Origin of the sequence: Lysobacter brunescens (assembly GCF_042677005.1) — a bacterium.
Taxonomy (GTDB): Bacteria; Pseudomonadota; Gammaproteobacteria; order Xanthomonadales; family Xanthomonadaceae; genus Lysobacter_I; species Lysobacter_I brunescens.
Window position 1 is genome coordinate 1671673 of the sequence record NZ_JBHTIF010000001.1, and the last position, 21195, is coordinate 1692867.

Sequence of the window (21195 nt, forward strand, 5' to 3'; positions counted from 1 at the left end):
ATCCCGTTCCGGAGCACCCCATGAGCACCATCGATTTCACCTCCTTCCTCAAGCTGATGGCGCACCAGAAGGCGTCCGACCTGTTCATCACTGCGGGCATGCCGCCGGCGATGAAGGTGCACGGCAAGCTGTCGCCGATCACCCAGAACGCGCTGACCCCGCAGCAGAGCCGCGACCTGGTGCTGAACGTGATGACGCCGGCGCAGCGCGAGGAGTTCGAAAAGACCCACGAGTGCAACTTCGCGATCGGCGTCTCGGGCGTCGGCCGCTTCCGCGTCAGCTGCTTCTACCAGCGCAACCAGGTCGGCATGGTGCTGCGCCGCATCGAGTCGAAGATCCCCACGGTCGAGGAACTGGCGCTGCCGCCGATCATCAAGACCCTGGCGATGACCAAGCGCGGCATCATCCTCTTCGTCGGCGCCACCGGCACCGGCAAGTCGACGTCGCTGGCGGCGATGATCGGCTACCGCAACCAGAATTCCTCGGGCCACATCATCACCATCGAGGACCCGATCGAATTCGTGCACAAGCACGAGGGCTGCATCATCACCCAGCGCGAGGTCGGCATCGACACCGACAGCTGGGAGGCCGCGCTGAAGAACACCCTGCGCCAGGCGCCGGACGTGATCATGATCGGCGAGGTGCGTACCCGCGAGGGCATGGACTACGCGATCGCCTTCGCCGAAACCGGCCATCTCGTGCTCTGCACCCTGCATGCGAACAACGCCAACCAGGCGATGGACCGCATCATCAACTTCTTCCCGGAAGACCGCCGCAGCCAGCTGCTGATGGACCTGTCGCTGAACCTCAAGGGCGTGGTCGCGCAGCAGCTGATCCCGACGCCCGACGGCAAGGGCCGCAAGGTCGCGATGGAGATCCTGCTCGGCACGCCGCTGGTGCAGGACTACATCCGCGACGGCGAGATCCACAAGCTGAAGGAAGTGATGAAGGAGTCGACCAACCTCGGCATGAAGACCTTCGACCAGGCCCTGTTCGAGCTGTACCAGGCCGGCGAGATCAGCTACGAGGACGCGCTGCGCTACGCCGACTCGCAGAACGAGGTGCGCCTGAAGATCAAGCTGGCCCAGGGCGGCGACGCCCGCACCCTGGCCGCCGGCCTGGATGGCGTGGAAGTGGCCGAGGTGCGCTGAGCGCGCGCCGAACTCCCCGCCGTTTCCGTGGTCCGTGAAGGACCGGACGCCTCCCGCGCGGGAAGGCCCCGGTCCTTTTCCTTGTAAAGTAACCCTCCCTCCTTACCAACCGGCCGCGGACGCGGCGCCAGGGGCCTGATCCGTGAACGCAGTGGTCGAGACAACCCGGGAACCGTCGATCGAAGAGCAGGCCATGGAAGCTCAGGCGGCTGAAGCGCTGCCCGTCCCGGTCAGCGATGGCGAGCGCATCGTCGCGGCCCTGCTGGAGAAGGGACGGCTGAAGGAGGCCGACCTGGTCCGCGCGCAGCGCCTGCAGGAAGAGACCGGCGGCGAGCTGCTGGCCCTGATCGCCCGCCTGGGCCTGGTGTCCGAGCGCGATCACGCCGAAGCCTGCGCCGACGTGCTGGGCCTGCCGCTGATCGCGGTGAAGGAACTGCCCGACCTGCCGCCGGAAGGCCTGGAACTCAGCCTGCGTTTCATGAAGCAGTTCGCCGTGGTGCCGGTGGCCGACGCCGGCGAGCGCGTCGACGTGCTCATGGCCGACCCGCAGGACCCGTACACCCTCGATGCCGTGCGCCTGGCGACCCAGCGCGAGCTGCGCCCGCTGGTCGGCTTGCGCTCGGAGATCGGCGACCTGGTCGAACGCTGGCACGGCCAGGGCCGCAGCGCGATGGGCGCGATCGTCGAGACCGCCGAAGGCGAGGCCGGCGATGTCGACGATGTCGAGCACCTGCGCGACCTCGCGTCGGAAGCGCCGGTCATCCGCCTGGTGAACCTGATCATCCAGCGCGCGGTCGAGCTGCGCGCCTCGGACATCCACATCGAACCGTTCGAGAACCGCCTGAAGGTGCGCTACCGCATCGACGGCGTGCTGGAGGAGGGCGAGAGCCCGCCGGCCAACCTCACTGCCGCGGTCATCTCGCGCGTGAAGATCATGGCCAAGCTCAACATCGCCGAGCGCCGCCTGCCGCAGGACGGCCGCATCATGATCCGCGTGCAGGGCAAGGAGCTGGACCTGCGCGTGAGCACCGTGCCCACCGCGCACGGCGAATCGGTGGTGATGCGTCTGCTCGACCGCGAGACCGTGGTCTTCGACTTCAAGAAGCTGGGCTTCACCGACGATTTCCTGCCGCAGTTCGAGCATGTGCTGGAACAGCCGCACGGCATCCTGCTGGTCACCGGCCCCACCGGCTCGGGCAAGACCACCACGCTGTACACGGCGCTGAGTCGCATCAATACCCCCGACGTGAAGATCATCACCGTCGAGGATCCGGTCGAATACCAGATCGAGGGCATCAACCAGATCCAGGCCAAGCCGCAGATCGGCCTGGATTTCGCGCATGCGCTGCGCAGCATCGTCCGCCAGGACCCCGACATCATCATGATCGGCGAAATGCGCGACCTGGAGACCTGCAAGATCGCGATCCAGTCCGCGCTCACCGGCCACCTGGTGCTGTCGACGCTGCACACCAACAATGCCGCCGGCGGCATCACCCGATTGCTCGACATGGGCGTCGAGGATTACCTGCTGACCTCCACGATCAACGGCATCCTCGCCCAGCGCCTGGTGCGCCGCCTGGAGCCCATCCACGCCGAGCGTTACGAGGCGTCGCCGGAGGAGATCGAGAAGTTCAACCTCCGTCGCTACCAGCCCGAAGGCACGATCCACCTGTATCGCCCGCGCGGTTCCGCGATCGCGCCCAGCGGCTACATCGGCCGGACCACGATCATGGAATTCCTGGTCATGAACGACGAGATCCGCCGTGCGGTCATGCGTCATGCCGGCATGGGCGAACTGGAGCAACTGGCGAAGGAAGCGGGCATGCGCACCATGTACGAGGACGGCATCGCCAAGGCGCTGACCGGCCTGACCACGATCGAGGAAGTGCTGCGGGTCACCGAGGATGCCTGAGGCGGCTGCAGCCGGTGCGGCGCCCGTGTTCCGCTGGGCCCGGCTGGAGGATCTGTCCGGGCCCGACGTGCATGCGCTGCTGTCGGCGCGCGAGCGCGTCTTCGTCGTCGAACAGGCCTGCGCCTATCAGGAGGCCGACGACCTCGACCCGGTGTCGTGGCATCTGACCGCGCATCTCGACGGCGCGCTGGCCGCCTGCGCGCGCGTGGTCGATCCGGGCATGAAGTACGACGCGCCGTCGATCGGCCGGGTGATGACGGTCGCGGCGTTTCGCGGGCGCCGTCTCGGCGAAGCGCTGATGCGCGAAGCCATCGCCGGCACGCACGCGCGCTTCCCCGGGCAGGCCATCCGGATCAGCGCGCAGGCGCATCTGCTCGGCTTCTACAATGCGCTGGGTTTCGAGGCCGAGGGCGAGCCCTACCTCGAAGACGGCATTCCGCATGTCGAGATGTGCCTCGCGCCCGCGCAGGCTTGAACGTCTGCCCGGAGAAGGGCGGGCTTGTTGCCGGCCGGCCGGGCATGGAAGATCGAACAGGGTTTGAACGCTTGAGGGGCAGGGAATGAGGAAGGGAGTCGTGATCGCCGCCGCCGGTGCCGCGCTGGTCGCCGTCGTCGGTATCGCCGTGTGGGGGCTGTTCCTGCGCAAGCCCGCCGACAGTGCCGGCGAGGCCCCGCTGCAGGTCGGGAAGGCGTCGGCGCCGGTGGAGGTCATCGCCGATCCGGCGAAGCGTGCCGAAGGCATCCGCGCGCACATGGCGCGGTTCCGCCACCTCTGGCGAGAGGCCAGCTACATCGAGATCCGCCAGCTCGCCGTCGATGGCGATGCCCTGGCCCAGCGCCGGCTTTCGGAGGTCTACGAAGACTGCCTGGCCTATGCCGGGCCGCTGCGCGCCAGCCTGGAGATGCTGCGCGAGTTCGCAAAGAGCGAACCGGCGTCGAAGCAGGCCATCGCCGGCATCTACAACGATCGCAACCGCCTGTGCATGCAGGCCGCGGCCGACCTGCAGCGCGACATGAAGATCGGCGACTACTGGCTGCATCGCAGCGCCAAGGGCGGCGACCAGGTGGCCGAGATGCGCTTCTTCAGCCGCAGCGTGCCGATGCTCAGCCAGACCCACCTGAAGCACTTCCTCGACCGCGTCCGCGCCAACGGCCATCCCGACGCGATGTTCGAGATGTCGCTGTTGCTGCCGAAGGTCGACCCGCGCACGCCTTGGCCCGACGCCACCCAGGCCCCCGCCCTGCAGGGCGCGCAGGCAGAGCAGGCCTGGGCGCTGGCCGCCTGCCGGGCCGGGTTCGACTGCGTGCGCGGCTCGCGGCTGATGGCCATGGTCTGCATCAACGCCCTGTCCTGCCGCCACGAGGACTACGAGCGCCACCTGATGTCGACCTCCGCCTATCCGCCGCAGCGGCCCAAGGTCGAGGCCCTGATCCGGCTGATCAACGACAACCTGGTCAAGCCGACGCCCTGAGCGGACGCGCCGGTTCCCGCGTATGGCCGGAACCGTGACGGCTGCCGCCCCGGGGAACCTTTGCGGGCCATGCGGTTCCCAATGGGGGGCGCTGGCCGATATGCTCCGGAGCCCCGTGCCGCAGGCCGCCCGATGGCGCCACGTCCGGCATCCGCTTCCGCTCACTGCCCATCTTCCTTCCGACGCATCGCCCTTCCACCGCCGCCCATGCCCCTCTACCGCTACAAAGCCCTGAACAGTCGCGGCGAAGTCCTGGATGGCCAGATGGAGGCCGCCAGCGACGCCGACGTGGCCCTGCGCCTGCAGGAACAGGGCCATCTGCCGGTCGAAGCGGTGCTCGCCGGCGCGGCGGGCGAGTCGGCCTGGCGCGCGCTGTTCAAGCCCAAACCCTTCGCCGGCGCGCGCCTGGTGCAGTTCACCCAGCAGCTCGCGACCCTGCTCGGCGCCGGCCAGCCGCTGGACCGGGCGCTGTCCATCCTGCTGGAGCTGCCCGAGGACGAGGCCGCGCGCCGCACCATCCTCGATGTGCGCGACGCCGTACGCGGCGGCACCTCGCTGTCGGTCGCGCTGGAGCGCCAGCACGGCGCGTTCTCGCGCCTGTACGTGAACATGATCCGCGCCGGCGAGACCGGCGGTAGCCTGCAGGACACCCTGCAGCGCCTGGCTGACTACCTCGAACGCAGCCGCGCCCTGCGCGGTCGCGTCATCAACGCCCTGATCTACCCGGCGATCCTGCTGACGATGGTCGGCTTCTCGCTGCTGTTCCTGCTCGGCTACGTGGTCCCGCAGTTCTCCGAGATGTACGAGAACCTCGATGCCGAGCTGCCGCTGTTCTCGCAGTTCGTGCTCTGGCTGGGCCTGTTCGTGCGCGACTGGTGGTGGCTGTTCGTCGTCGTGCCCGGCGGCGCGGCCTGGTGGTTCGACCGCAAGCGCCGCGAGCCGGCGTTCCGTGCGAAATTCGACGAATGGTTGCTGCGCCAGCGCGTGGCGGGCCCGATCGTCGCGAAGATGGAGACCGCGCGCCTGGCGCGCACCGTCGGCACCCTGCTGCGCAACGGCGTGCCGCTGCTCACCGCGATGGGCATCGGCGGGCGCATCCTCGGGAACCAGGCGTTGATCGCCGATGTCGAAGCTGCAGCGGGCGAGGTCAAGAACGGCGTCGGGCTGTCGACCGCGCTGGGCAAGGGCAAGAAATTCCCGCGCCTGGCGCTGCAGATGATCCAGGTCGGCGAGGAGTCCGGTGCGCTCGACACGATGCTGCTCAAGACCGCCGACACCTTCGAGGCCGAAACCGGGCAGGCGCTGGACCGCATGCTCGCCGCGCTGGTGCCGGTGATCACGGTGGTGCTGGCGGTGGTGATCGGCTTCGTGATCATGGCCGTGCTGCTGCCGATGTACCAGCTCAGCGGTTCCATTTAGAGCGTGCTTACCCCGCCGGCCCGCCGGCTTTTCCTCACTTACCGAACGGACTTATCGCCATGCGCCCTTCCCGCCGACCCGCCCGCCGCAACGCCCGCCGCCCTTCGTCGCGCCGCACCCAGGGGGGCATGACCCTGATCGAGATCATCATCGTCATCGTGCTCATCGGCGGCGTGCTCGCGGTGGTCGGCAGCCAGATCTTCGGCAACAAGGACAAGGCGAACCACAAGCTCGCCGGTACCCAGGTGACCCAGGTCGGCGCGGCCATCGAGCAGTACAACTCCGACGTCGGCGAATACCCGCGCTCGCTGGAGGACCTGACCACGGATCCGCAGATCAATGGCTGGCTCGGCCCGTACGTGAACACAAAGCTGCTCAAGGACCCGTTCAACAAGCCGCTGCAGTACACCGTGCCCGGCGAGGACGGTCCGTTCGACCTGGTCAGCCTTGGCAAGGACGGCCAGCCGGGCGGCAGCAGCGTCGACGCCGACATCAAGTACGAGCAGTAAGCAGGCCGGCGGCGCTTCGGCGTCGCGGCCCGGGCGCCCGCCATGCTCACCGTCCATCGTTCCCGGCGTGACGCCCCGGCCCGACACAGGGCATCGGCGGGCTTCACCCTGATCGAGATCCTGGTCGTCGTCAGCCTCGTCGCGGGGCTGACGGTGATCCTGATGATGTCGATGAACGGCGGCATGGATGGTCTGCGCCTGCGTTCGGAAGCCAAGACGATCGCCTCCGAGCTGCGCCGCGCGCGCTCGACGGCGATCTCCACCGGCACCGTGCAGACCTTCCGCATCGTGCCGGAAAACGGCAGCTGGAGCGGCGCCAAGGGCCGCACCGGCGAGATCCGCAAGCCGCTGCGCGTCAGTTTCACCGGCGTGCGCCAGGTGCAGGAACGCGAAGGCGAGGGCGTGATCCTGTTCTTCGAGGATGGCGCCTCCACCGGCGGCCGCATCCAGCTCAGCCACGCGCGTGCGGCGCTGAACGTCGACGTGGCCTGGCTCACCGGCGAAGTCAGCCTGCATCGCGGCGAGGCGACCGGGCAATGAGGCGTCCATTCGCCGCCGCGCGCCGCCAGCGCGGCTACACCCTCATCGAAGTCGTGGTGGCCTTCGCGCTGCTCGCCTTCGCCATGACCCTGCTGCTGGGCACGCTGACCAACGCCAGCCGCCAGGTGCGCGCTTCCGACCAGTACGGCCGCGCCGCGCTGCACGCGCAGAGCCTGCTGGCGCAGATCGGCGTCGGCCAGGCCCTGGCCGCAGGCCGGCGCGACGGTCGCCTCGACGGAGGCCGCTACCAGTGGGAAGTCGTGGTCTCGCCCTGGCGCGATCCGCAGGCCGCGCGCCAGCCGGCGCAGCCGCAGACGCTGGTCGGCCCGAAGCTGATGCACGTGCAGGTCACCGTCGCCTGGGGCGAAGGCGGTCCGCGCGAGCGCCTGAGTCTGGAGAGCCTGCGTCTGGTCGCGCCCACCGACCCCAATGCCGCCGGGGTGGTGCCATGAGTCGGGCTCGTTCCCCCGCCCGCAGGCAGTCGCGCGGATTCACCCTGATGGAAGTGCTGGTGGCAACCATGCTGCTGGCCGCCGCGCTGTCGCTGGCGTTCGCGACGCTGCGCGCCTCGTCGGCGGCGGCCACGCGCGGCGAGGACCGTTCGGCGCGCAACGAACGCATGCGCTCGGTGCAGAACTTCCTGCGCAAGCGGATCGGCTCGGCGCTGCCGATCGCCTTCGACGTCAACGAATCCACCGGCCAGCCGCTGCGCTTCGTCGGCGAGGAAGACCAGATGCGCTTCGTCGCCGATCTGCCGGCCTACCTCGGCCGCGGCGGCCCGCACCTGCACGACATCACCGTGGTCGACGACGAAAACGGCGGCCTGCGCCTGCAGGTCGAGTTTTCGGTGGTGCTGGTCAACGAAGTCTTCGGCGAGCGCGACGCCGGCCCGCCGGAGCGTCTGGTCGGCGGGCTGAAATCGGTGAAGTTCGAATACCGCGCGCTCGACGCCCAGAACCGCATGGGCGACTGGCAGACGCGCTGGGAGCAGGTCGACCGCATGCCGCTGCAGGTACGGGTCAGCATCGTCGACGATCGCGGCGACGCCTGGCCGCCGATGGTGGTCTCGCTACCGCAGGGCGCCAGCTTCAGCGTCTCGCAGGTGCCGATATGAGTCGCGCTCCGAATCCGCGTCCGGGCCTGCGTCCGTCTTTCCGTCGCCGCCCGCGCGGCGCCGCGCTGCTGATGGTGCTGTGGCTGATCGCGATGCTGACTGCGGTGATCGGCGCCTTCGCGCTGACCGCGCGCATCGAATACCTGCAGGGGCGCGTGCTGAGCCAGGGTGTGCTCGCCGACCAGGCCGCGCGCGCGGGACTGGAGTACGCGATGACCCGCGTGGTCGAGATGGAGCCGACCCGGCAATGGCTGCCGGACGGTCGCGAATACCCCTGGGAATTCGCCGGCGCCGAGGTGACCGTCACCATCATCGACGAGTCTGGCAAGGTCGATCTCAACGGCGCGGACATGGACCTCATCGCCAACCTGATCCAGGCCGTCGGCGCCGAGCGGACCCAGGCGCGCAAGTTGGCCGCCGCGGTGATGGACTGGCGCGATTCCGACCTGCTGACCCAGCCCGAGGGCGGAGCCGAGGACGCCGACTACGAAAGCGAGGATCTGCCGTACGGTGCGAAGGACGCGCCGTTCGAGACCGTCGCCGAGCTGCAGCTGGTGCTGGGCATGCCCGCCGAGCTGTACGGGAAACTTGAGCCGCATCTGACGGTCTACAGCGGGCAGGGGCGTCCGAACGAGCAGTACGCGAGCGCGGAGGTCCTCAAGGCGATGGGCATCGACCCGGAGCGTGCGCTGACCGAACGGCGGCGTCCGCGCCTGCCCGGCGAGACCCAGCCGCTCGTCGGTGCCGGCACGGGCACGTATAGTATCGACAGCCGGGCGCGCCTCCGGGACGGGCGCGTGTCGATCCTGCGCGCCGTCGTGCGCGCCGGGAGCAGCGGGTTGCCGGGGTCTGCCTACACCCCGCTGCGTTGGGAGGAGGGGGCCCTCGCGCGCACCGCTGCTCCGACGCCCGGTTCGCCCAACACCGACCCGCGCCGCCCTGGCGGCGCGTCTTCGAAGTGATCGCCATGCAGACCGCATGCTGATCGCGTTTCCAACCGGGATTTGATCGAGGGACTGCATCTGAGCGCCGTGACCACCGACAACACGACGTCCCCCGGGACGGGCTCGAACCGGAGGCAATCCGGTCTGGCCCGGGCGTGGCCGGGCCTGCGCGGTTTCCTGGGCTGGTGGCTCGACGCGCTGGCCAGCTGGCTGCCGCAGCGCGTGCGCGCCGTGTTCGGCCTGGGCCAGCAGCGCCTGCTGCTGCGCCGCCAGGCCGACGATCTCGTCCTCGCCATGACCCTGCCCGTGCAGCCCGGCGAGCCCGCGCTGCGCGATCTCGCCGAGCTGCCCTGGGACGCCGTCGCCGGCGAACAGGAGCCGATGGCCCGCCTGCTCACCCCGCGGATCGCCAACCTGCCGCGCTGGCTGCTGCTGCCGGCGCGCAGCGGCCTGCGTCGCCGCCTGCAACTGCCCGCCGCCGCCGCCGAGCGCCTGCGCGAGGTGCTGGGTTTCGAGATCGACCGCCAGACGCCGTTCGCCGCCAATGACGTGTTCTACGACGCGCGCGTGATCGGCCGCCGCGGCGATGGCCAGATCGATGCCGAGTTGGTGGTCGTCCCCAGGGCCAGCCTGGAGGCCGCCGTCACCGCACTGGGTCCTGCGCTGGGCGCGACGCTCTCCGGCGTGGACATGGCCGACGCCGAGGGCCGTCCGCTGGGCGTGAACCTGCTGCCGGTCGCGCAGCGCCGCCGCCGCCGCGATCCGCGCGCGGCCTGGAACATCGGCCTGGTCTCGGTGCTGCTGGTCGCCGCCGGCGCAGGCCTGTGGCAGATCCGCGCCAACCGCGAGGCCGCCGCCGAGGCTTTCGAGACCGAGACCAAGCGCCGCGCCAAGCAGGCGCAGAAGGTCGCCGACGAGAAGCGGCTGCTGGTCGATACCGTCGAGGGCCTGCGCTTCCTGCAGGAAACCCGCAATGGCCGGCCGACCACCGTCGAAGTGATGGACGAACTCAGCCGCCTGCTGCCCGACGGCACCTTCCTGGAGAAGGTCTCGGTCGAAGGCGAGAAGGTCATGATCATCGGCCTCAGCTCCGAGGCCGCCAGCCTGGTCGAACGCCTGCGTCCCTCGAAGCTGTGGAAGGCGCCGCAGCTGACCGGTGCGCTGGTACCCGACCAGGCCAAGGGCAAGGACCGCTTCACCATCACCGCCGACCTGGTCGTGATCCAGCCCCGCACCGCCAACAAGCCCCCGAGAGGGCAGAAGGCCCGTCCGGAGGGGGCGCCATGACCACCGTCACCAAGACACCGTCGCCGCGCGAGCGCTGGCTGGCCCTGGGCCTGCTCGGCGCCGTGCTGGGCCTGGCCTACTTCGCCCTGGTCCATCCGTGGTGGACCGTGCCGATGCTGGACCTGCAGGAACGCATCGACACTCTCAAGGACCGCGATGCCCGCGCCCGCGCCACGCTCGCCCAGGCCGGCGAGGTGCGCAAGCGCCTGACCAGCGTGCGCGAACAGTCGGCGCGCATGCCGGGCTTCATGGACGGTACGGTCGAATCCGCCACCTCCGCGCTCGTCGCGCGGCTGGAAACGGCGGTGCTCGAGGCCAGTCCGAAGAACCGCAGTTGCGCGATCCAGAACCGTTCGCCGCTGACCGAGCCGCGCAAGGAGCGCTTCCCGCGCGCGGTGGTCCAGGTACGCCTCCGCTGCGGCACGCCGGAGCTGGCGATGGTGCTGCACTCGCTGGAAAGCGGCACGCCGCGCCTGTTCGTGGACAACCTCAACGTGGTCGCCAACCGTTTCTACTTCTCGCCCGACCAGTCCACGGCCAACGGTGGCCTGGACGTGAACTTCGACCTCTACGGCTACGTCGCGCCGGCACCGGGAGGCAACGCCGATGCGCGCTGACAGCCTGAGCCCGCGCACCTGGGTGCTGGCCGGCGCCGCCGGCTGGGCGATCGTGGTCTGGGTGCTGGCCCTGTCCGGCATGGGCGCCCGCCTCGGCGACGCCGAAGCCGACACCGCCGGCCAGCGCCTGCCGGACACCAAGCTGCCGGCCTCGGGCCGGCCCGGCGTGATGGAGCAGTACGCCGAGATCAAGAACCGTCCGCTCTTCTCCGAGAACCGTCGCCACCAGCCGTTCACCATCGATGCCGGCGGCGAGGAAGGGCAGGCCAACACCTTCGACTACACCCTGACCAGCGTGCTCATCGGCGGTGGCGTGCAGCTGGCGATCCTCAAGCCGGCCGCCGAAGGCGCGCAGCCGGTGCGCGTGAAGCTCGGCGAAGCGGTGGAAACCGCGCCGCAATGGACGCTCGCCAGCCTGGAACCCCGCGCCGCGGTGTTCCGCGGCCCCGAGGGCGACCGTCGCCTGGACCTGCGCGTGTTCAACGGCGTCGGCGGCGTCAATCCCGCGCCGGTGGCCGGTCCGCAGCCGGCCATCGTGCCCGACCCGACGCAGCCGCAGCCGGTCGTCGACGCCTCCGGCGCGACGGTCGTTCCGCCGCCTCCGCCGCCGCCGCCTCCGAGCGGCAACGTCTCCACCGAAGTGCAGCTCGAAGCGATCCGCAAGCGGATCGAGGAACGCCGCGCCCAGTTGAGGCAGCAAGCCGCACAGGAAGCGCAGAACGCCGCGCCGCCTGGACAGACACCCTGATGTTTGCCCCGAGAGTTCACAGAATGAATCTCCAAGCCGCAGCCCGCACCACTTTCGCCGCCGCGCTCTGCGCGATCTTTGCGGCCCACGCCGCGTCGCCGACGCCGGTGATCAAGCGCAACGCCCGGCAGAGCGCGCCCAGCACCGCCGCCGATGCCCCGGCTCCGGCGCCCGCCGCGACGCCCGAGTCCGAGGAGGACGCGCGCGCCAAGGCAGTGATCCATCGCGGCAACGGCCAGGTCATCAACCGCGATGCCGCCGGCTCGCCGCTGCCCGACCTCGACGCCACGTCCGGCGAGGCCACCTTCAATTTCGAAGGTGAATCGCTGCACGCGGTGGTCAAGGCGATCCTTGGCGACATGCTCGGCCAGAACTACACCATCGCGCCGAACGTGCAGGGCACGGTCACCTACGTCACGCCGAAGAAGATCAGCCCGGCGCAGGCGCTGTCGGTGCTGGAGATGATCCTCGGCTGGAACAACGCGCGGATGATCTACAGCGACGGCCGCTACAGCATCGTCCCCGCCGACCAGGCGCTGGCGACCGGCGTGGTCGCGCCGCGCAGCAATCCGCCGGCGAGCGCCCGCGGCTTCGAATCGCGCGTGGTGCCGCTGCGCTACATCTCCGCCAGCGAGATGGAGAAGCTGCTCAAGCCCTACGCGCGTCCCGGCGCGATCGTCACCGTCGACCCCGGCCGCAACCTGATGACGCTCGCCGGTTCGCGCGCCGAACTGGAAAGCTACCTGCGCACCATCGAGGTGTTCGACGTCGACTGGATGGCCAGCATGTCGGTCGGCGTGTTCCCGCTGGAATCCAGCCGCGCCAGCAAGGTCGTGCAGGACCTGGAAAAGGTCTTCGGCGAAGGCAGCAAGTCGCCGGTGGCGGGCATGTTCCGCTTCATGCCGATCGAGAGCGCCAACGCGGTGCTGGCGATCACCGCGCAGCCCGAGTACCTCGACGACATCCAGCAGTGGATCGAACGCATCGACGGCGCCGGCGAAGGCCTGCGCCTGTATTCCTACGAACTGAAGTACATCACCGCGAAGGATCTCGCCGCGCGCCTGGGCGAAGTCTTCGGCGGCAGTGGTGGCGGCAGCGGCGGCAATGACGGGGGCGGCGGCATCTCGCTGATCCCGGGCGGCCAGTCCACCACGATCAGCGCCGGCGGTGCCGGTGCCAGCAAGGACGGCGGCATGGATGGTGGCGGCGGCCCCGGCGGTTCCGGTGGCGGCCTCGGCAGCGGTTCGCTGTCGCTCGGCGGCGGCAACCAGGGCGGCAGCGGCAGCGTGGTGATCGAGGTCGGCGGCGACAAGGTCGCGGTGTCGGCGATCGAGGAGAACAACACCCTGCTCGTGCGCTCCACGCCTTCGGCCTGGCGCTCGATCATGGACGTGATCGAGAAGCTCGACATGCTCCCGCTGCAGGTCCACATCGAATCGCAGGTGGTCGAGGTCAAGCTCACCGGCGAGCTGGCCTACGGCGTGAACTGGTTCATCGAGAACGCGGCGCAGGAGAACGGCCTGCCCGACGTCACCGACCCGCTGGGTTCGATCCCGCGCAAGTGGAGCACGCTCGGCGCCAGCCTCGGCGGCAAGGGCACCGGCGGCGGCCTCGCCTGGACCCTGCTCAAGAACGACGCCGCCGCGATCATCACCGCGCTGGACAAGGTCACCGACGTGCGCCTGCTGCAGACCGGCTCGCTGCTGGCGCGCAACAACGCCGAGGCGACGCTGAACGTCGGCAGCCGCATCCCGGTGACCTCGGTGTCGGTCAACCCGATCATCGGCAACAACAACAGCATCAGCCAGGTGCAGTACCTCGACACCGGCGTGATCCTGAAGGTGCGTCCGCGCGTGACCAAGGACGGTACCGTGTTCCTCGACATCGTCCAGGAAGTCAGCTCGCCGGGTTCGGCCGCCGACGCCAACGGCAACGTGCGCATCGACACCCGTCGCCTGAAGACCGAGGCCATCGTGCCGACCGGCGACACCGTGATGCTCGCCGGCCTGGTCCAGGACGGCAGCAGCAAGGGTTCGACCGGCATCCCGGGCCTGAGCCGCATTCCGTGGGTGGGCGGCCTGTTCGGTCGCCAGACCACCAGCAAGGACCGCACCGAAGTGGTCGTGCTGATCACGCCGACGATCATCCGCGACCAGCAGGAACTGCGCGACTTCACCGACGACTACACGCGCGGCTTCCGCGCGATGGAGCCGATCAAGTCGTCGAAGAAGCCGCGCCGCGCCGCGAGTGGCGGCTGAGACGGCGTCATCCGCGCGGATGAGCGCCGTGCCGGTCGTGCTGGTGCCGGTGGGCGTCGATGACGACGCCCTCGACGCCTGCCTCGCCGCGCTGGAGCAGGGTACGCCGCCGCAGACGCGGGTCTGGCTGGCCGACGACGGCCAGGCCGGCCCGCGCGGCCGCGCCATCATTGATCGCTGGCTGGCGCGCACCGCGCTGCAGGCCGGCTACACACGCCGCTCGCGCCCGATCGGCGAAGCGGCGCATCTCGCCGACATGCTCCGCGCCTGCGGCGATGCCGACGTGCTGGTGCTCGCCAGCGACGCCGTGCCGCTCCCGGGCTGGGCGTCCCAGCTGATCGCCTGCGCCGCGCGCGATCCGGCCATCGCCACCGCGACGCCCTGGTGCAACGCCGGCGAAACCGCGTCCTGGCCGCGCATCGGCGAAGTGCTGCCCGTGCCCGACGAGCCCGTGCGCCTCGCCCGCGCCGCCGCCAGCCTGCCGCCGCATCATCCGGAACTGCCCGGTGCGGTGAACCATGCCGTGTTCCTGCGCGGCAGTGCGCGCGCGAAAGCCGGCGGTCTCGATGCGGACACCTATGCCTCGTGGTACGCCGCGTTGATCGACCTGTCGCTGCGCATGGCCGGACTGGGCTGGCGCAACGTGCTGTGCGAGACCGCGTTCGTCGCGCGCAGCGGCGAGGGCGTGCCGCTGGGCGACGATGTCGAAACCCTCGGCGTGCGCTGGCCGACCTGGCACGCGCGGCTGGCGCAGTTCCTGATGGACGATCCACTGCACGCGCTGCGCCAGCGCCTGTCCGACGCTTATGCCGCTGCGGGGCTGCACGACCAGCCGGATCTGTTCGCGGGCGATGCATCGTCGCCGGAGGAGGCGTCGTGAGCGGGGCGAGCAGCGCAAATCCCCCCGCCGCCCGCTGCGCGGCCGTCGGCCCCCTTTTGCAAAGGGGGCAAGAGCAGTGCTGCGGCTCGACGCTTGCCGGCACACGCGATGTCTGCAGCAGCATCCGCATCAGCGCGCATCACCGACGCAGCTGCTTTCCCCCCTTTGCAAAAGGGGGGCAGGGGGGATTTGCTTTTGACGTCCCGCCTCGCACGCACGACGCTGGATGCAGCCCATGAGCGCCGCCCCCGACCCCGACATCGCCGTCGTCGTCGTCACCTACCGCAGCGCCGAAACCATCGCCGACTGCCTGCAGCGCCTGCGCGCCGCCGAGGGTGTGGCCGAGATCCGCGTCGTCGACAACGGTTCGGACGACGGCTCGCTCGAGATCGTGCAGCGCATGGCCGTGCAGGACGCGCGGCTGCGCTTCATCGCCAATCCCGACAATCCCGGCTTCGCAGTCGCCTGCAACCAGGGTGCGCGCGACAGCGCCGCGCCGTGGCTGGCCTTCGTGAATCCCGATTGCCTCGTCGCGCCGGACGCGCTGGCGCGGCTGCGTGCGCATGCGCGCGAATGCGCGCGCGAGCCCTTGCTCGGTGCCGACCTCGTCGACGAACAGGGCGTGCGCGACGGCGCCGCGCGTCGTCGCGACCCGGACTTCGCGGCGATGCTGCGCAGCCCGGCCGCACGGCGCCTCGACATCGCGGTCGATCCTCTTGCCACGCTGCAGGTCGTGCCCGCCATTTCCGGCGCGGTGATGTTCATGCCGCGCGCGTTGTTCGAACGGATCGGCGGTTTCGACGAAGGCTATCGCCTGCACGCCGAAGACCTGGATCTGTGCCGTCGCGCGCGCGAGTCCGGTGCATTTCTCGCTGTCGCCAACGATGTGACGATCGTGCACGTGCGCGGCGTCTCCAGCCGTTCACGGCCGTGGTTCGTCGAATGGCACAAGCATCGTGGCCTCGCGCGTTATTTCCTCCGGTTCGAGGCGCCGCGTCGCGGCTGGCCGCTGCGCCTGCTCGTGCTGGCGACGATCTGGGCGCGCTTCCCGCTGGCCGCGCTGCGCGCGTCGCGCCGGACGTGAACCGCATGCGCATCGTGCGGTCCTGGCTCGGCCTGTGCATGGTCCTGTGGCTGTGCGTGGCGCCGGTGCGGGCCATGGCGCAGGCGGCGTCGTTCGACCGCCGTGCGTCCGCCGAACTCGACCGTCTCGTGCGTGATGTGTGTCGCCGCGAGATCGTGGTGCTTGGCGAGGACGCCAACCATGGCGGCGGGCGCACGCTGGAGATCAAGGTCGAACTGGCGAAGCGTCTGGTCGAGCGCTGCGGCTTCGGCGGCATCGTGTTCGAATCGTCGGTCTACGCCGCGCTCGATCTCGAGCGCCGGCTGGCGCAAGGCACCGCCACCGAGGACGACGTGGTGGATGCCGCCGGCCAGCTGTGGTTCCGCGCACGGGAAGCGCAGCCGCTGCCGCCGTTCCTGCTGCAGGCGGCGCGCGATGGTCGCCTGCGCATCGGCGGCATGGACATCCAGCCGGTGGCGCGGCCCGGGCGCTACACCGGCAGTCGCCTGGCGTCCGAGCTTGCTGCCGTGCTCGATGCGTCCCGGCAGGCGGCATGCGACGCGGAGATCCAGCGCCACAACCGCCATGCCTACGACGACGAGCATCCGTTCGACGACGCGGCGCAGGCACGGCTGCGTGCCTGCATCGATGCAGTCCGCGCGGCCACGCAGGCGACCGGTACGGACACCGCGCTCGCGCGCATGGCCGAGGCCTATGGACGCTATCTCGACATGGCGATGACCGGCGATGGCGACGTGCGCGAACGCGCGATGTTCGATCTGCTGATGTGGCATCGCGAACGCTGGCCGCCGGGCACGAAGCTGCTGGTGTGGTGCGCGACCGTGCATGGCGCGAAGGCGCTGCACAACATCGCGCCGGCGATGCACCCGATGGGCGCCGACCTGCATGCGCGCTTCGGCAAGCGCGCGGCGGTGATCGGGTTCACTGCGCTGTCCGGCGCCTTCGGCCAGGGCGGCGCGCATCCGCCGCTGCGCCTGCCCGAGACGCCGCCGCTGGCGCTGGAAACCCGCGCGCTGGAGAAGCCGGGCGAACTGCGCTATCTCGATGCGAAACGCCTGGCCCGGATGGGCATCGCCTCGTCACGGCCGATCAACTACCGCAGCGTGCATGCCGCCGACTGGTCGAAGGTCCTCAATGGCCTGCTCGTGCTGCGCGAAGAGCGGCCGATCACGCCGCTGGCGCGTTGAACCTGACCTAGCGCTCGCTACCGAACGTGATATCCAGCCCCCGCTTCACGCCGACCCGCGGCGTCCAGCCGAGAACCTCGCGTGCGGCCGTGGTATCGAAGTTCGTCAGCGGACGCAGCGAACGCACGCGGTAACGGGTCAGCGGCACGTCGCGTTTGAGCGCCTTGCCCAGCAGTTCGACGCCGATGGCCAGGCACATGAACACCCATTCCGGCATCCACATCAGCTTCAGCGAGGCGCCGAGCTTCGCCTTGCAGCGGCGCAGATAGGTGGTGCGATCGACGGAGTCGGTGTCGACCAGGTTGAAGATGCGGCCCAGCGCCTGCGGCGACGTGCCGGCGAGCAGCAGGGCATCGACGATGTCGTCGCGATAGACCAGCGGCAGCGCCTGCGCGCCGCTGCCGATCGCGATCCAGCGTCCGGCCAGCGCGATCGTGCCGTTCGGCGTGATCTGCTCCGCGCCGGGGCCGAAGATCTGCCCGGGGCGCAGGATCACCGCCGGCAGGTGATCCTTCACGATCGCGTCGGCGACCATCTGCTCGGCGGTGAGCTTGGTCTGCGTGTACGCGCCGCGCAGCTGCGGATGCGGCTCGAAGCGGTAGTCCTCGGTCAGCACTTCGCCGCTGCGACGTCCGGCGTGGTCGAACACGCTCATCGAGCTGACGTAGACCAGTCGCGGTGCCGCATGCCTGCGGCAGGCCTCGATCACGTTGCGCGTGCCCCAGAGCGTGCCGGCTTCGAAATCGCGCGGGCCGCCGCGCATCGCCGCGCCGACGTGGTAGACCACGCCCGCACCGGCGACCGCGTGGTCGACGATGCGCGGGTCGCCGAGATCGCCGATCACCGTCTGCACGCCCTCGTCGTCGCGATACGCGGCGACCGGCCGGCGCACCAGCACGCGCACGGTCCTGCCCTGCGCGCGCAGCGCGGCGACCACGGCCTTGCCGAGGAAGCCGGCGGCGCCGGTGACCAGCGCATCGGCCGGCGGCAGCGTGGTGTGTCGCGCGTCGAGCTGCTGCAGGCGCTGGCGATCGGGCTCGGCGCACAGCGGATCGAGCAGGCGCGCGATGCGCAGGCCGTCCTCGGCGGTGAACGGCGGCGCCTCGCCGCGATGCACGGCGCGCGCGAACGCCTCGGCGCCCATGCGGATGCCGGGCGATGGCTTCAGCCGGCCGGTGGCGAAGCGCAGCACGTTGAGCGGGATGCGCACGCTGTCCTTCACCGCGCTGAAGAACGCATTGAGCAGGATGCCGATGAACTTCGGTCCGGGCAGCACGCGATGGACGCGGCAGGTCTGGGTGAAGCGGTCGACCTCGATCGAGCCCTTGGTGCCGCGCACGAACAGCCGGTTCTCCATCGGTCGCGCGTTCCACGACAGCAGCAGGCGGCCGACGCCGCTCGCGGTCTGCGCGCGCGCCTGCCATTCGTCGAAGCCGAGGTTGGGATCGGCGCCGCGCGACTGGTACTGCACGTCGGCCTGGGCGATCGGGCCGAGGAAGGCTTCGATGGTGTAGAAACCGTGCACGCCGAGATCGCGGAACGGATACGAGCCCTGTTTCACCTGGCCGGGCAGCGGGCCGCCGGCGTAGGGCGGATATTCGGAATTGCGGATGATGTCGACCGACAGCACATCGCCGATCGCGCCGGACTTCGCTGTGTCCAGCGCCTGCATCAGCACCGGGTCGAACAGGTCGGAATGGTTCACGCCGAGGGTCAGGCCGGTGGCCTTCGCCTTCGCCAGCATCGCCTCGCAATCGGCGGCGCTGTCGGCCATCGGCTTTTCGACCAGCACGTGGCAGCCCATGTCCATCGCCTGGATTGCCAGCGTCGCGTGCGAGGCCGGCGGCGTCAGCACGTAGACGACGTTGGGCTGCGCATCGGCCAGTTCGGCGAGCGTGGCGACCACCTTGCCGATCTTGAAGCGCGCGGCGAGCGCCTCGGCCGCGCTGCGATTGCTGTCGCAGATGCCGACGACTTCGACGAAATCGAGGCGCGACAGTGCGGCGAGGTGGTGCGTGGCGACGTAACCCGCGCCGACGACGGCGACGCGGAGCTTGCGGGGAGCGTGGGAGGTCATGAAGGACTGCGACTGTGTGAATGCGGAGAAAGGCGCGACGCGACCTCGGCCAGCACGGCCTCGACGCGCGCGTCCCAGGTCTGGTCGACGACCGCAGCCATGCGTGCGTGCACGGCCTCGGGGGCGCTGTCGGTCACGGCATCATCGAGCGCGGCGAGGAAGGCGTCGTGGCCATCGACCAGGCGGACGACGTGCGCGAACTTCTCGATCTCGGGATTGCGCACGCTGACCACGGCCTTGCCGGCGGCGAGGTATTCGCGGAGCTTCAGCGGATTGGCGTTCGCGACCTGGCGGTTGAGGCGATACGGAATGATCGCGGCGTCGAAGGCCTTGGACCATTGCGGCAGCGAGGCGTACGGCTGCGGGCCCGCGAGCACCACGTTGGCCAGCGCGCGCAGGCCATCGACGTTCACGTGCGCATGGCCGACGAGCAGGAAGCTCCACTGCGGCCGTGCACGGGCGAGAGATTCGATCAGCGGCACGTCGATCCAGTCGTGGATCGAGCCGATGTAGCCGACGACCGGGCGTGGCAGATCGCGGGCGAGGGCGGGTGTTTCGGTCGCCGGGTCCTGCGCCTGCGCGAACAGGTCCACGTCCACGCCGTGCGGCGAAAAGACGGTGTGCGGATTGAGCGCGCGCTTGGCATCGAGCAACGCCGGCGGCGCCACGCACAGCAGGTCGGCGCGGCGGCTCAGGGTTTCGTCGCGTTCGGCGATCAGCGTGGCGTCCACGCCCGGATGTGCAGCGTAGTCGTCGATGCAGTAGTACACGACGAGGTCTTCGCCGAGCTTGCCGGCGTGCACGCCCGGATGCGGCACGACGAACCAGGAGATGTGCCTGTGGATGCCGGCGAGGCGCAGCGCGCGGCGCACGGCCCAGCGCCCGAACAGGCGGTTGAAGGCATCGACGCCGGGCAGCCGGCGGAACGGCAGCTGCGGCACGGTGCAGTGCCACAGGCCATCGGAGACGCGCGTCGGCCGCTTGAACGCAGCGAGCAGCTTGCGTACCGCGCGCTTGAGGTCGCGCCCGGAGGCGTTCGGCGCGCGCATGCCCGGCGAATCCACGTACAGCACCGGCATGCGGCGCGCGAGTCGCGTGGCGACATGGTGGCTGCTGGTGCGGTTCTCCGCATACCAGTCATTGCCGAAGTAGACGATGCCGTGGTCGCGCAGTGATGCGGCATCGCGGGTCATGTTCGGATCGTTCATCGCGCCGCCTGCGGGTGGGACAAGCAAATCCCCCCATCGCCCGCTGCGCGGACGCTGGCCCCCTTTTGCAAAGGGGGCGAGTGCGAAGCGGCCGTGGAGGGGATGCAGCATGCCCTGTGCGGTTCCCCCCTTTGCAAAAGGGGGGCAGGGGGGATTTGCTCAGGCGTCATCGCGCCACCAGGCGACCAGCCATGCGGTGTTGCCGTGGAAGATCCAGTCGCGTTGCAGGCCGGGGATCGATTCGAGATGCGGACCGACGCGGCCGCAGGCCGGCGCGAAGAAGGTGACCAGGCCATTGCGGCCGAGGTGGCGCATCCGCGCGATGGTCTTCTCCGGCTCGCTCAGGTAGTACAGCACCTCGCAGGCGGTGACCAGGTCGAAGCGGTGACGCGCATCGCCCCAGGGCTGGCCGAAGACGTCGGTCGCCTCGAACTTCGCGGCCGACAGTCGCTTGCGCGCGCGTTCGACCGCCTGCGCGCTGACGTCGATGCCGTACTGTTCGTCGCTGATCTTCGCGAGCCATTCGGTCTGGTGACCTTCGCCGCAGCCGAGTTCCAGCACCGAGCCGACGCGGCCGAAGGCGCGCTCGATCACCCGGTTGGTGGCCTCGAAACGTGCGCGCTCCAGGTCGGAGGCCATGTTCCACGGATCCTCGACCGTGTAGGCGAGATCCAGTCGCTCGAAATTGTCGCTGCCGCCGACGCCGCGCAGCGCGTATTTCATCCACAGTCGGCGCCGCGCCTTGCGCAGCAGGGTGGCCGCTCGGCTCAGCACCGCCGGGCTCCCCG

At 70.0% G+C, this 21195-nt stretch carries 19 protein-coding genes and 1 pseudogene; 17 read left to right on the forward strand and 3 right to left on the reverse strand.

The window, feature by feature from the left end:
* Nucleotides 1-20: 20 nt before the first annotated feature.
* From ACFQ0E_RS07200 to ACFQ0E_RS07280, 17 genes and pseudogenes are all read left to right on the forward strand, one after another.
* Entirely contained in the window at nucleotides 21-1151 is a 1131-nt protein-coding gene (locus tag ACFQ0E_RS07200) for a PilT/PilU family type 4a pilus ATPase (protein ID WP_137853281.1), read from the forward strand.
* A 193-nt stretch (nucleotides 1152-1344) separates the two neighbouring features.
* Entirely contained in the window at nucleotides 1345-3063 is a 1719-nt protein-coding gene (gene gspE / locus ACFQ0E_RS07205; RefSeq protein ID WP_386824070.1) for a type II secretion system ATPase GspE, read from the forward strand.
* A 25-nt stretch (nucleotides 3064-3088) separates the two neighbouring features.
* Nucleotides 3089-3538 (forward strand): GNAT family N-acetyltransferase, encoded by a 450-nt coding sequence (locus ACFQ0E_RS07210; protein ID WP_386823015.1) that lies wholly within the window; start codon nucleotides 3089-3091, stop codon nucleotides 3536-3538.
* An 85-nt stretch (nucleotides 3539-3623) separates the two neighbouring features.
* Complete coding sequence (locus ACFQ0E_RS07215; RefSeq protein ID WP_386823016.1) at nucleotides 3624-4535, forward strand: hypothetical protein; 912 nt, start codon at nucleotides 3624-3626, stop codon at nucleotides 4533-4535.
* Nucleotides 4536-4742: 207 nt separating this feature from the next.
* Nucleotides 4743-5954 (forward strand): type II secretion system protein XpsF, encoded by a 1212-nt coding sequence (gene xpsF / locus ACFQ0E_RS07220; RefSeq protein ID WP_386823017.1) that lies wholly within the window; start codon nucleotides 4743-4745, stop codon nucleotides 5952-5954.
* Nucleotides 5955-6013: 59 nt separating this feature from the next.
* A complete protein-coding gene (gene gspG / locus ACFQ0E_RS07225; RefSeq protein ID WP_386823018.1) occupies nucleotides 6014-6463 on the forward strand; it encodes a type II secretion system major pseudopilin GspG in 450 nt (149 codons plus the stop codon).
* Nucleotides 6464-6505: 42 nt separating this feature from the next.
* Nucleotides 6506-7003: a type II secretion system protein XpsH gene (gene xpsH, locus ACFQ0E_RS07230; RefSeq protein WP_386823019.1), complete on the forward strand. Its 498-nt coding sequence runs from the start codon at nucleotides 6506-6508 to the stop codon at nucleotides 7001-7003.
* Nucleotides 7000-7455 (forward strand): type II secretion system protein XpsI, encoded by a 456-nt coding sequence (gene xpsI / locus ACFQ0E_RS07235; RefSeq protein WP_386823020.1) that lies wholly within the window; start codon nucleotides 7000-7002, stop codon nucleotides 7453-7455. Before xpsH ends, xpsI begins: the two co-directional genes overlap by 4 nt.
* Nucleotides 7452-8117 (forward strand): prepilin-type N-terminal cleavage/methylation domain-containing protein, encoded by a 666-nt coding sequence (locus tag ACFQ0E_RS07240; RefSeq protein WP_386823021.1) that lies wholly within the window; start codon nucleotides 7452-7454, stop codon nucleotides 8115-8117. The genes xpsI and ACFQ0E_RS07240 overlap by 4 nt, the downstream gene beginning before the upstream one ends.
* Nucleotides 8114-9001: pseudogene (locus ACFQ0E_RS07245) on the forward strand (general secretion pathway protein GspK); the annotation flags it as partial. The gene ACFQ0E_RS07240 and the pseudogene ACFQ0E_RS07245, both read left to right, overlap by 4 nt.
* 147 nt (nucleotides 9002-9148) lie before the next feature.
* Nucleotides 9149-10348 (forward strand): PilN domain-containing protein, encoded by a 1200-nt coding sequence (locus tag ACFQ0E_RS07250; RefSeq protein WP_386823022.1) that lies wholly within the window; start codon nucleotides 9149-9151, stop codon nucleotides 10346-10348.
* A complete protein-coding gene (gspM, locus tag ACFQ0E_RS07255) occupies nucleotides 10345-10965 on the forward strand; it encodes a type II secretion system protein GspM (protein WP_386823023.1) in 621 nt (206 codons plus the stop codon). Before ACFQ0E_RS07250 ends, gspM begins: the two co-directional genes overlap by 4 nt.
* Nucleotides 10955-11713: a hypothetical protein gene (locus tag ACFQ0E_RS07260; RefSeq protein WP_386823024.1), complete on the forward strand. Its 759-nt coding sequence runs from the start codon at nucleotides 10955-10957 to the stop codon at nucleotides 11711-11713. Before gspM ends, ACFQ0E_RS07260 begins: the two co-directional genes overlap by 11 nt.
* 23 nt (nucleotides 11714-11736) lie before the next feature.
* The gene (gene gspD / locus ACFQ0E_RS07265; RefSeq protein ID WP_386823025.1) at nucleotides 11737-13971 is read left to right on the forward strand and encodes a type II secretion system secretin GspD; all 2235 of its coding nucleotides are present in this window, start codon (nucleotides 11737-11739) and stop codon (nucleotides 13969-13971) included.
* Nucleotides 13972-13990: 19 nt separating this feature from the next.
* Nucleotides 13991-14851 (forward strand): glycosyltransferase family 2 protein, encoded by an 861-nt coding sequence (locus ACFQ0E_RS07270; RefSeq protein WP_386823026.1) that lies wholly within the window; start codon nucleotides 13991-13993, stop codon nucleotides 14849-14851.
* Nucleotides 14852-15086: 235 nt separating this feature from the next.
* Nucleotides 15087-15935, forward strand: coding sequence for a glycosyltransferase family 2 protein (locus ACFQ0E_RS07275; RefSeq protein WP_386823027.1), 849 nt, complete (start codon nucleotides 15087-15089; stop codon nucleotides 15933-15935).
* 5 nt (nucleotides 15936-15940) lie between these two features.
* Nucleotides 15941-17122, forward strand: a complete 1182-nt coding sequence (locus ACFQ0E_RS07280; RefSeq protein ID WP_386823028.1) for an erythromycin esterase family protein — start codon at nucleotides 15941-15943, stop codon at nucleotides 17120-17122.
* A gap of 7 nt (nucleotides 17123-17129) precedes the next feature.
* Here ACFQ0E_RS07280 and ACFQ0E_RS07285 read toward each other — a convergent pair whose 3' ends face one another.
* The 3 genes from ACFQ0E_RS07285 to ACFQ0E_RS07295 form a co-directional block, all read right to left on the reverse strand.
* On the reverse strand, nucleotides 17130-19199 hold the full coding sequence (locus ACFQ0E_RS07285; RefSeq protein WP_386823029.1) for an NAD-dependent epimerase/dehydratase family protein: 2070 nt from the start codon (nucleotides 19197-19199) through the stop codon (nucleotides 17130-17132).
* A complete protein-coding gene (locus tag ACFQ0E_RS07290; RefSeq protein WP_386823030.1) occupies nucleotides 19196-20407 on the reverse strand; it encodes a glycosyltransferase in 1212 nt (403 codons plus the stop codon). The genes ACFQ0E_RS07285 and ACFQ0E_RS07290 overlap by 4 nt, the downstream gene beginning before the upstream one ends.
* A 159-nt stretch (nucleotides 20408-20566) precedes the next feature.
* Nucleotides 20567-21181, reverse strand: coding sequence for a class I SAM-dependent methyltransferase (locus ACFQ0E_RS07295; RefSeq protein ID WP_386823031.1), 615 nt, complete (start codon nucleotides 21179-21181; stop codon nucleotides 20567-20569).
* Between the last annotated feature and the right edge of the window lie 14 nt (nucleotides 21182-21195).

Excerpts from the sequence above, each read along its gene's own strand:
- ACFQ0E_RS07275 (WP_386823027.1), top strand. The coding sequence starts at position 15,087 with ATGAGCGCCGCCCCCGACCCCGACATCGCCGTCGTCGTCGTCACCTAC.
- ACFQ0E_RS07260 (WP_386823024.1), top strand. The coding sequence starts at position 10,955 with ATGCGCGCTGACAGCCTGAGCCCGCGCACCTGGGTGCTGGCCGGCGCC.
- ACFQ0E_RS07285 (WP_386823029.1), bottom strand. The coding sequence starts at position 19,199 with ATGACCTCCCACGCTCCCCGCAAGCTCCGCGTCGCCGTCGTCGGCGCG.
- ACFQ0E_RS07240 (WP_386823021.1), top strand. The coding sequence starts at position 7,452 with ATGAGTCGGGCTCGTTCCCCCGCCCGCAGGCAGTCGCGCGGATTCACC.
- xpsF (WP_386823017.1), top strand. The coding sequence starts at position 4,743 with ATGCCCCTCTACCGCTACAAAGCCCTGAACAGTCGCGGCGAAGTCCTG.
- gspM (WP_386823023.1), top strand. The coding sequence starts at position 10,345 with ATGACCACCGTCACCAAGACACCGTCGCCGCGCGAGCGCTGGCTGGCC.
- ACFQ0E_RS07200 (WP_137853281.1), top strand. The coding sequence starts at position 21 with ATGAGCACCATCGATTTCACCTCCTTCCTCAAGCTGATGGCGCACCAG.
- ACFQ0E_RS07290 (WP_386823030.1), bottom strand. The coding sequence starts at position 20,407 with ATGAACGATCCGAACATGACCCGCGATGCCGCATCACTGCGCGACCAC.
- ACFQ0E_RS07270 (WP_386823026.1), top strand. The coding sequence starts at position 13,991 with ATGAGCGCCGTGCCGGTCGTGCTGGTGCCGGTGGGCGTCGATGACGAC.
- gspG (WP_386823018.1), top strand. The coding sequence starts at position 6,014 with ATGCGCCCTTCCCGCCGACCCGCCCGCCGCAACGCCCGCCGCCCTTCG.
- ACFQ0E_RS07280 (WP_386823028.1), top strand. The coding sequence starts at position 15,941 with ATGCGCATCGTGCGGTCCTGGCTCGGCCTGTGCATGGTCCTGTGGCTG.
- xpsI (WP_386823020.1), top strand. The coding sequence starts at position 7,000 with ATGAGGCGTCCATTCGCCGCCGCGCGCCGCCAGCGCGGCTACACCCTC.
- gspE (WP_386824070.1), top strand. The coding sequence starts at position 1,345 with ATGGAAGCTCAGGCGGCTGAAGCGCTGCCCGTCCCGGTCAGCGATGGC.
- xpsH (WP_386823019.1), top strand. The coding sequence starts at position 6,506 with ATGCTCACCGTCCATCGTTCCCGGCGTGACGCCCCGGCCCGACACAGG.
- gspD (WP_386823025.1), top strand. The coding sequence starts at position 11,737 with ATGAATCTCCAAGCCGCAGCCCGCACCACTTTCGCCGCCGCGCTCTGC.
- ACFQ0E_RS07215 (WP_386823016.1), top strand. The coding sequence starts at position 3,624 with ATGAGGAAGGGAGTCGTGATCGCCGCCGCCGGTGCCGCGCTGGTCGCC.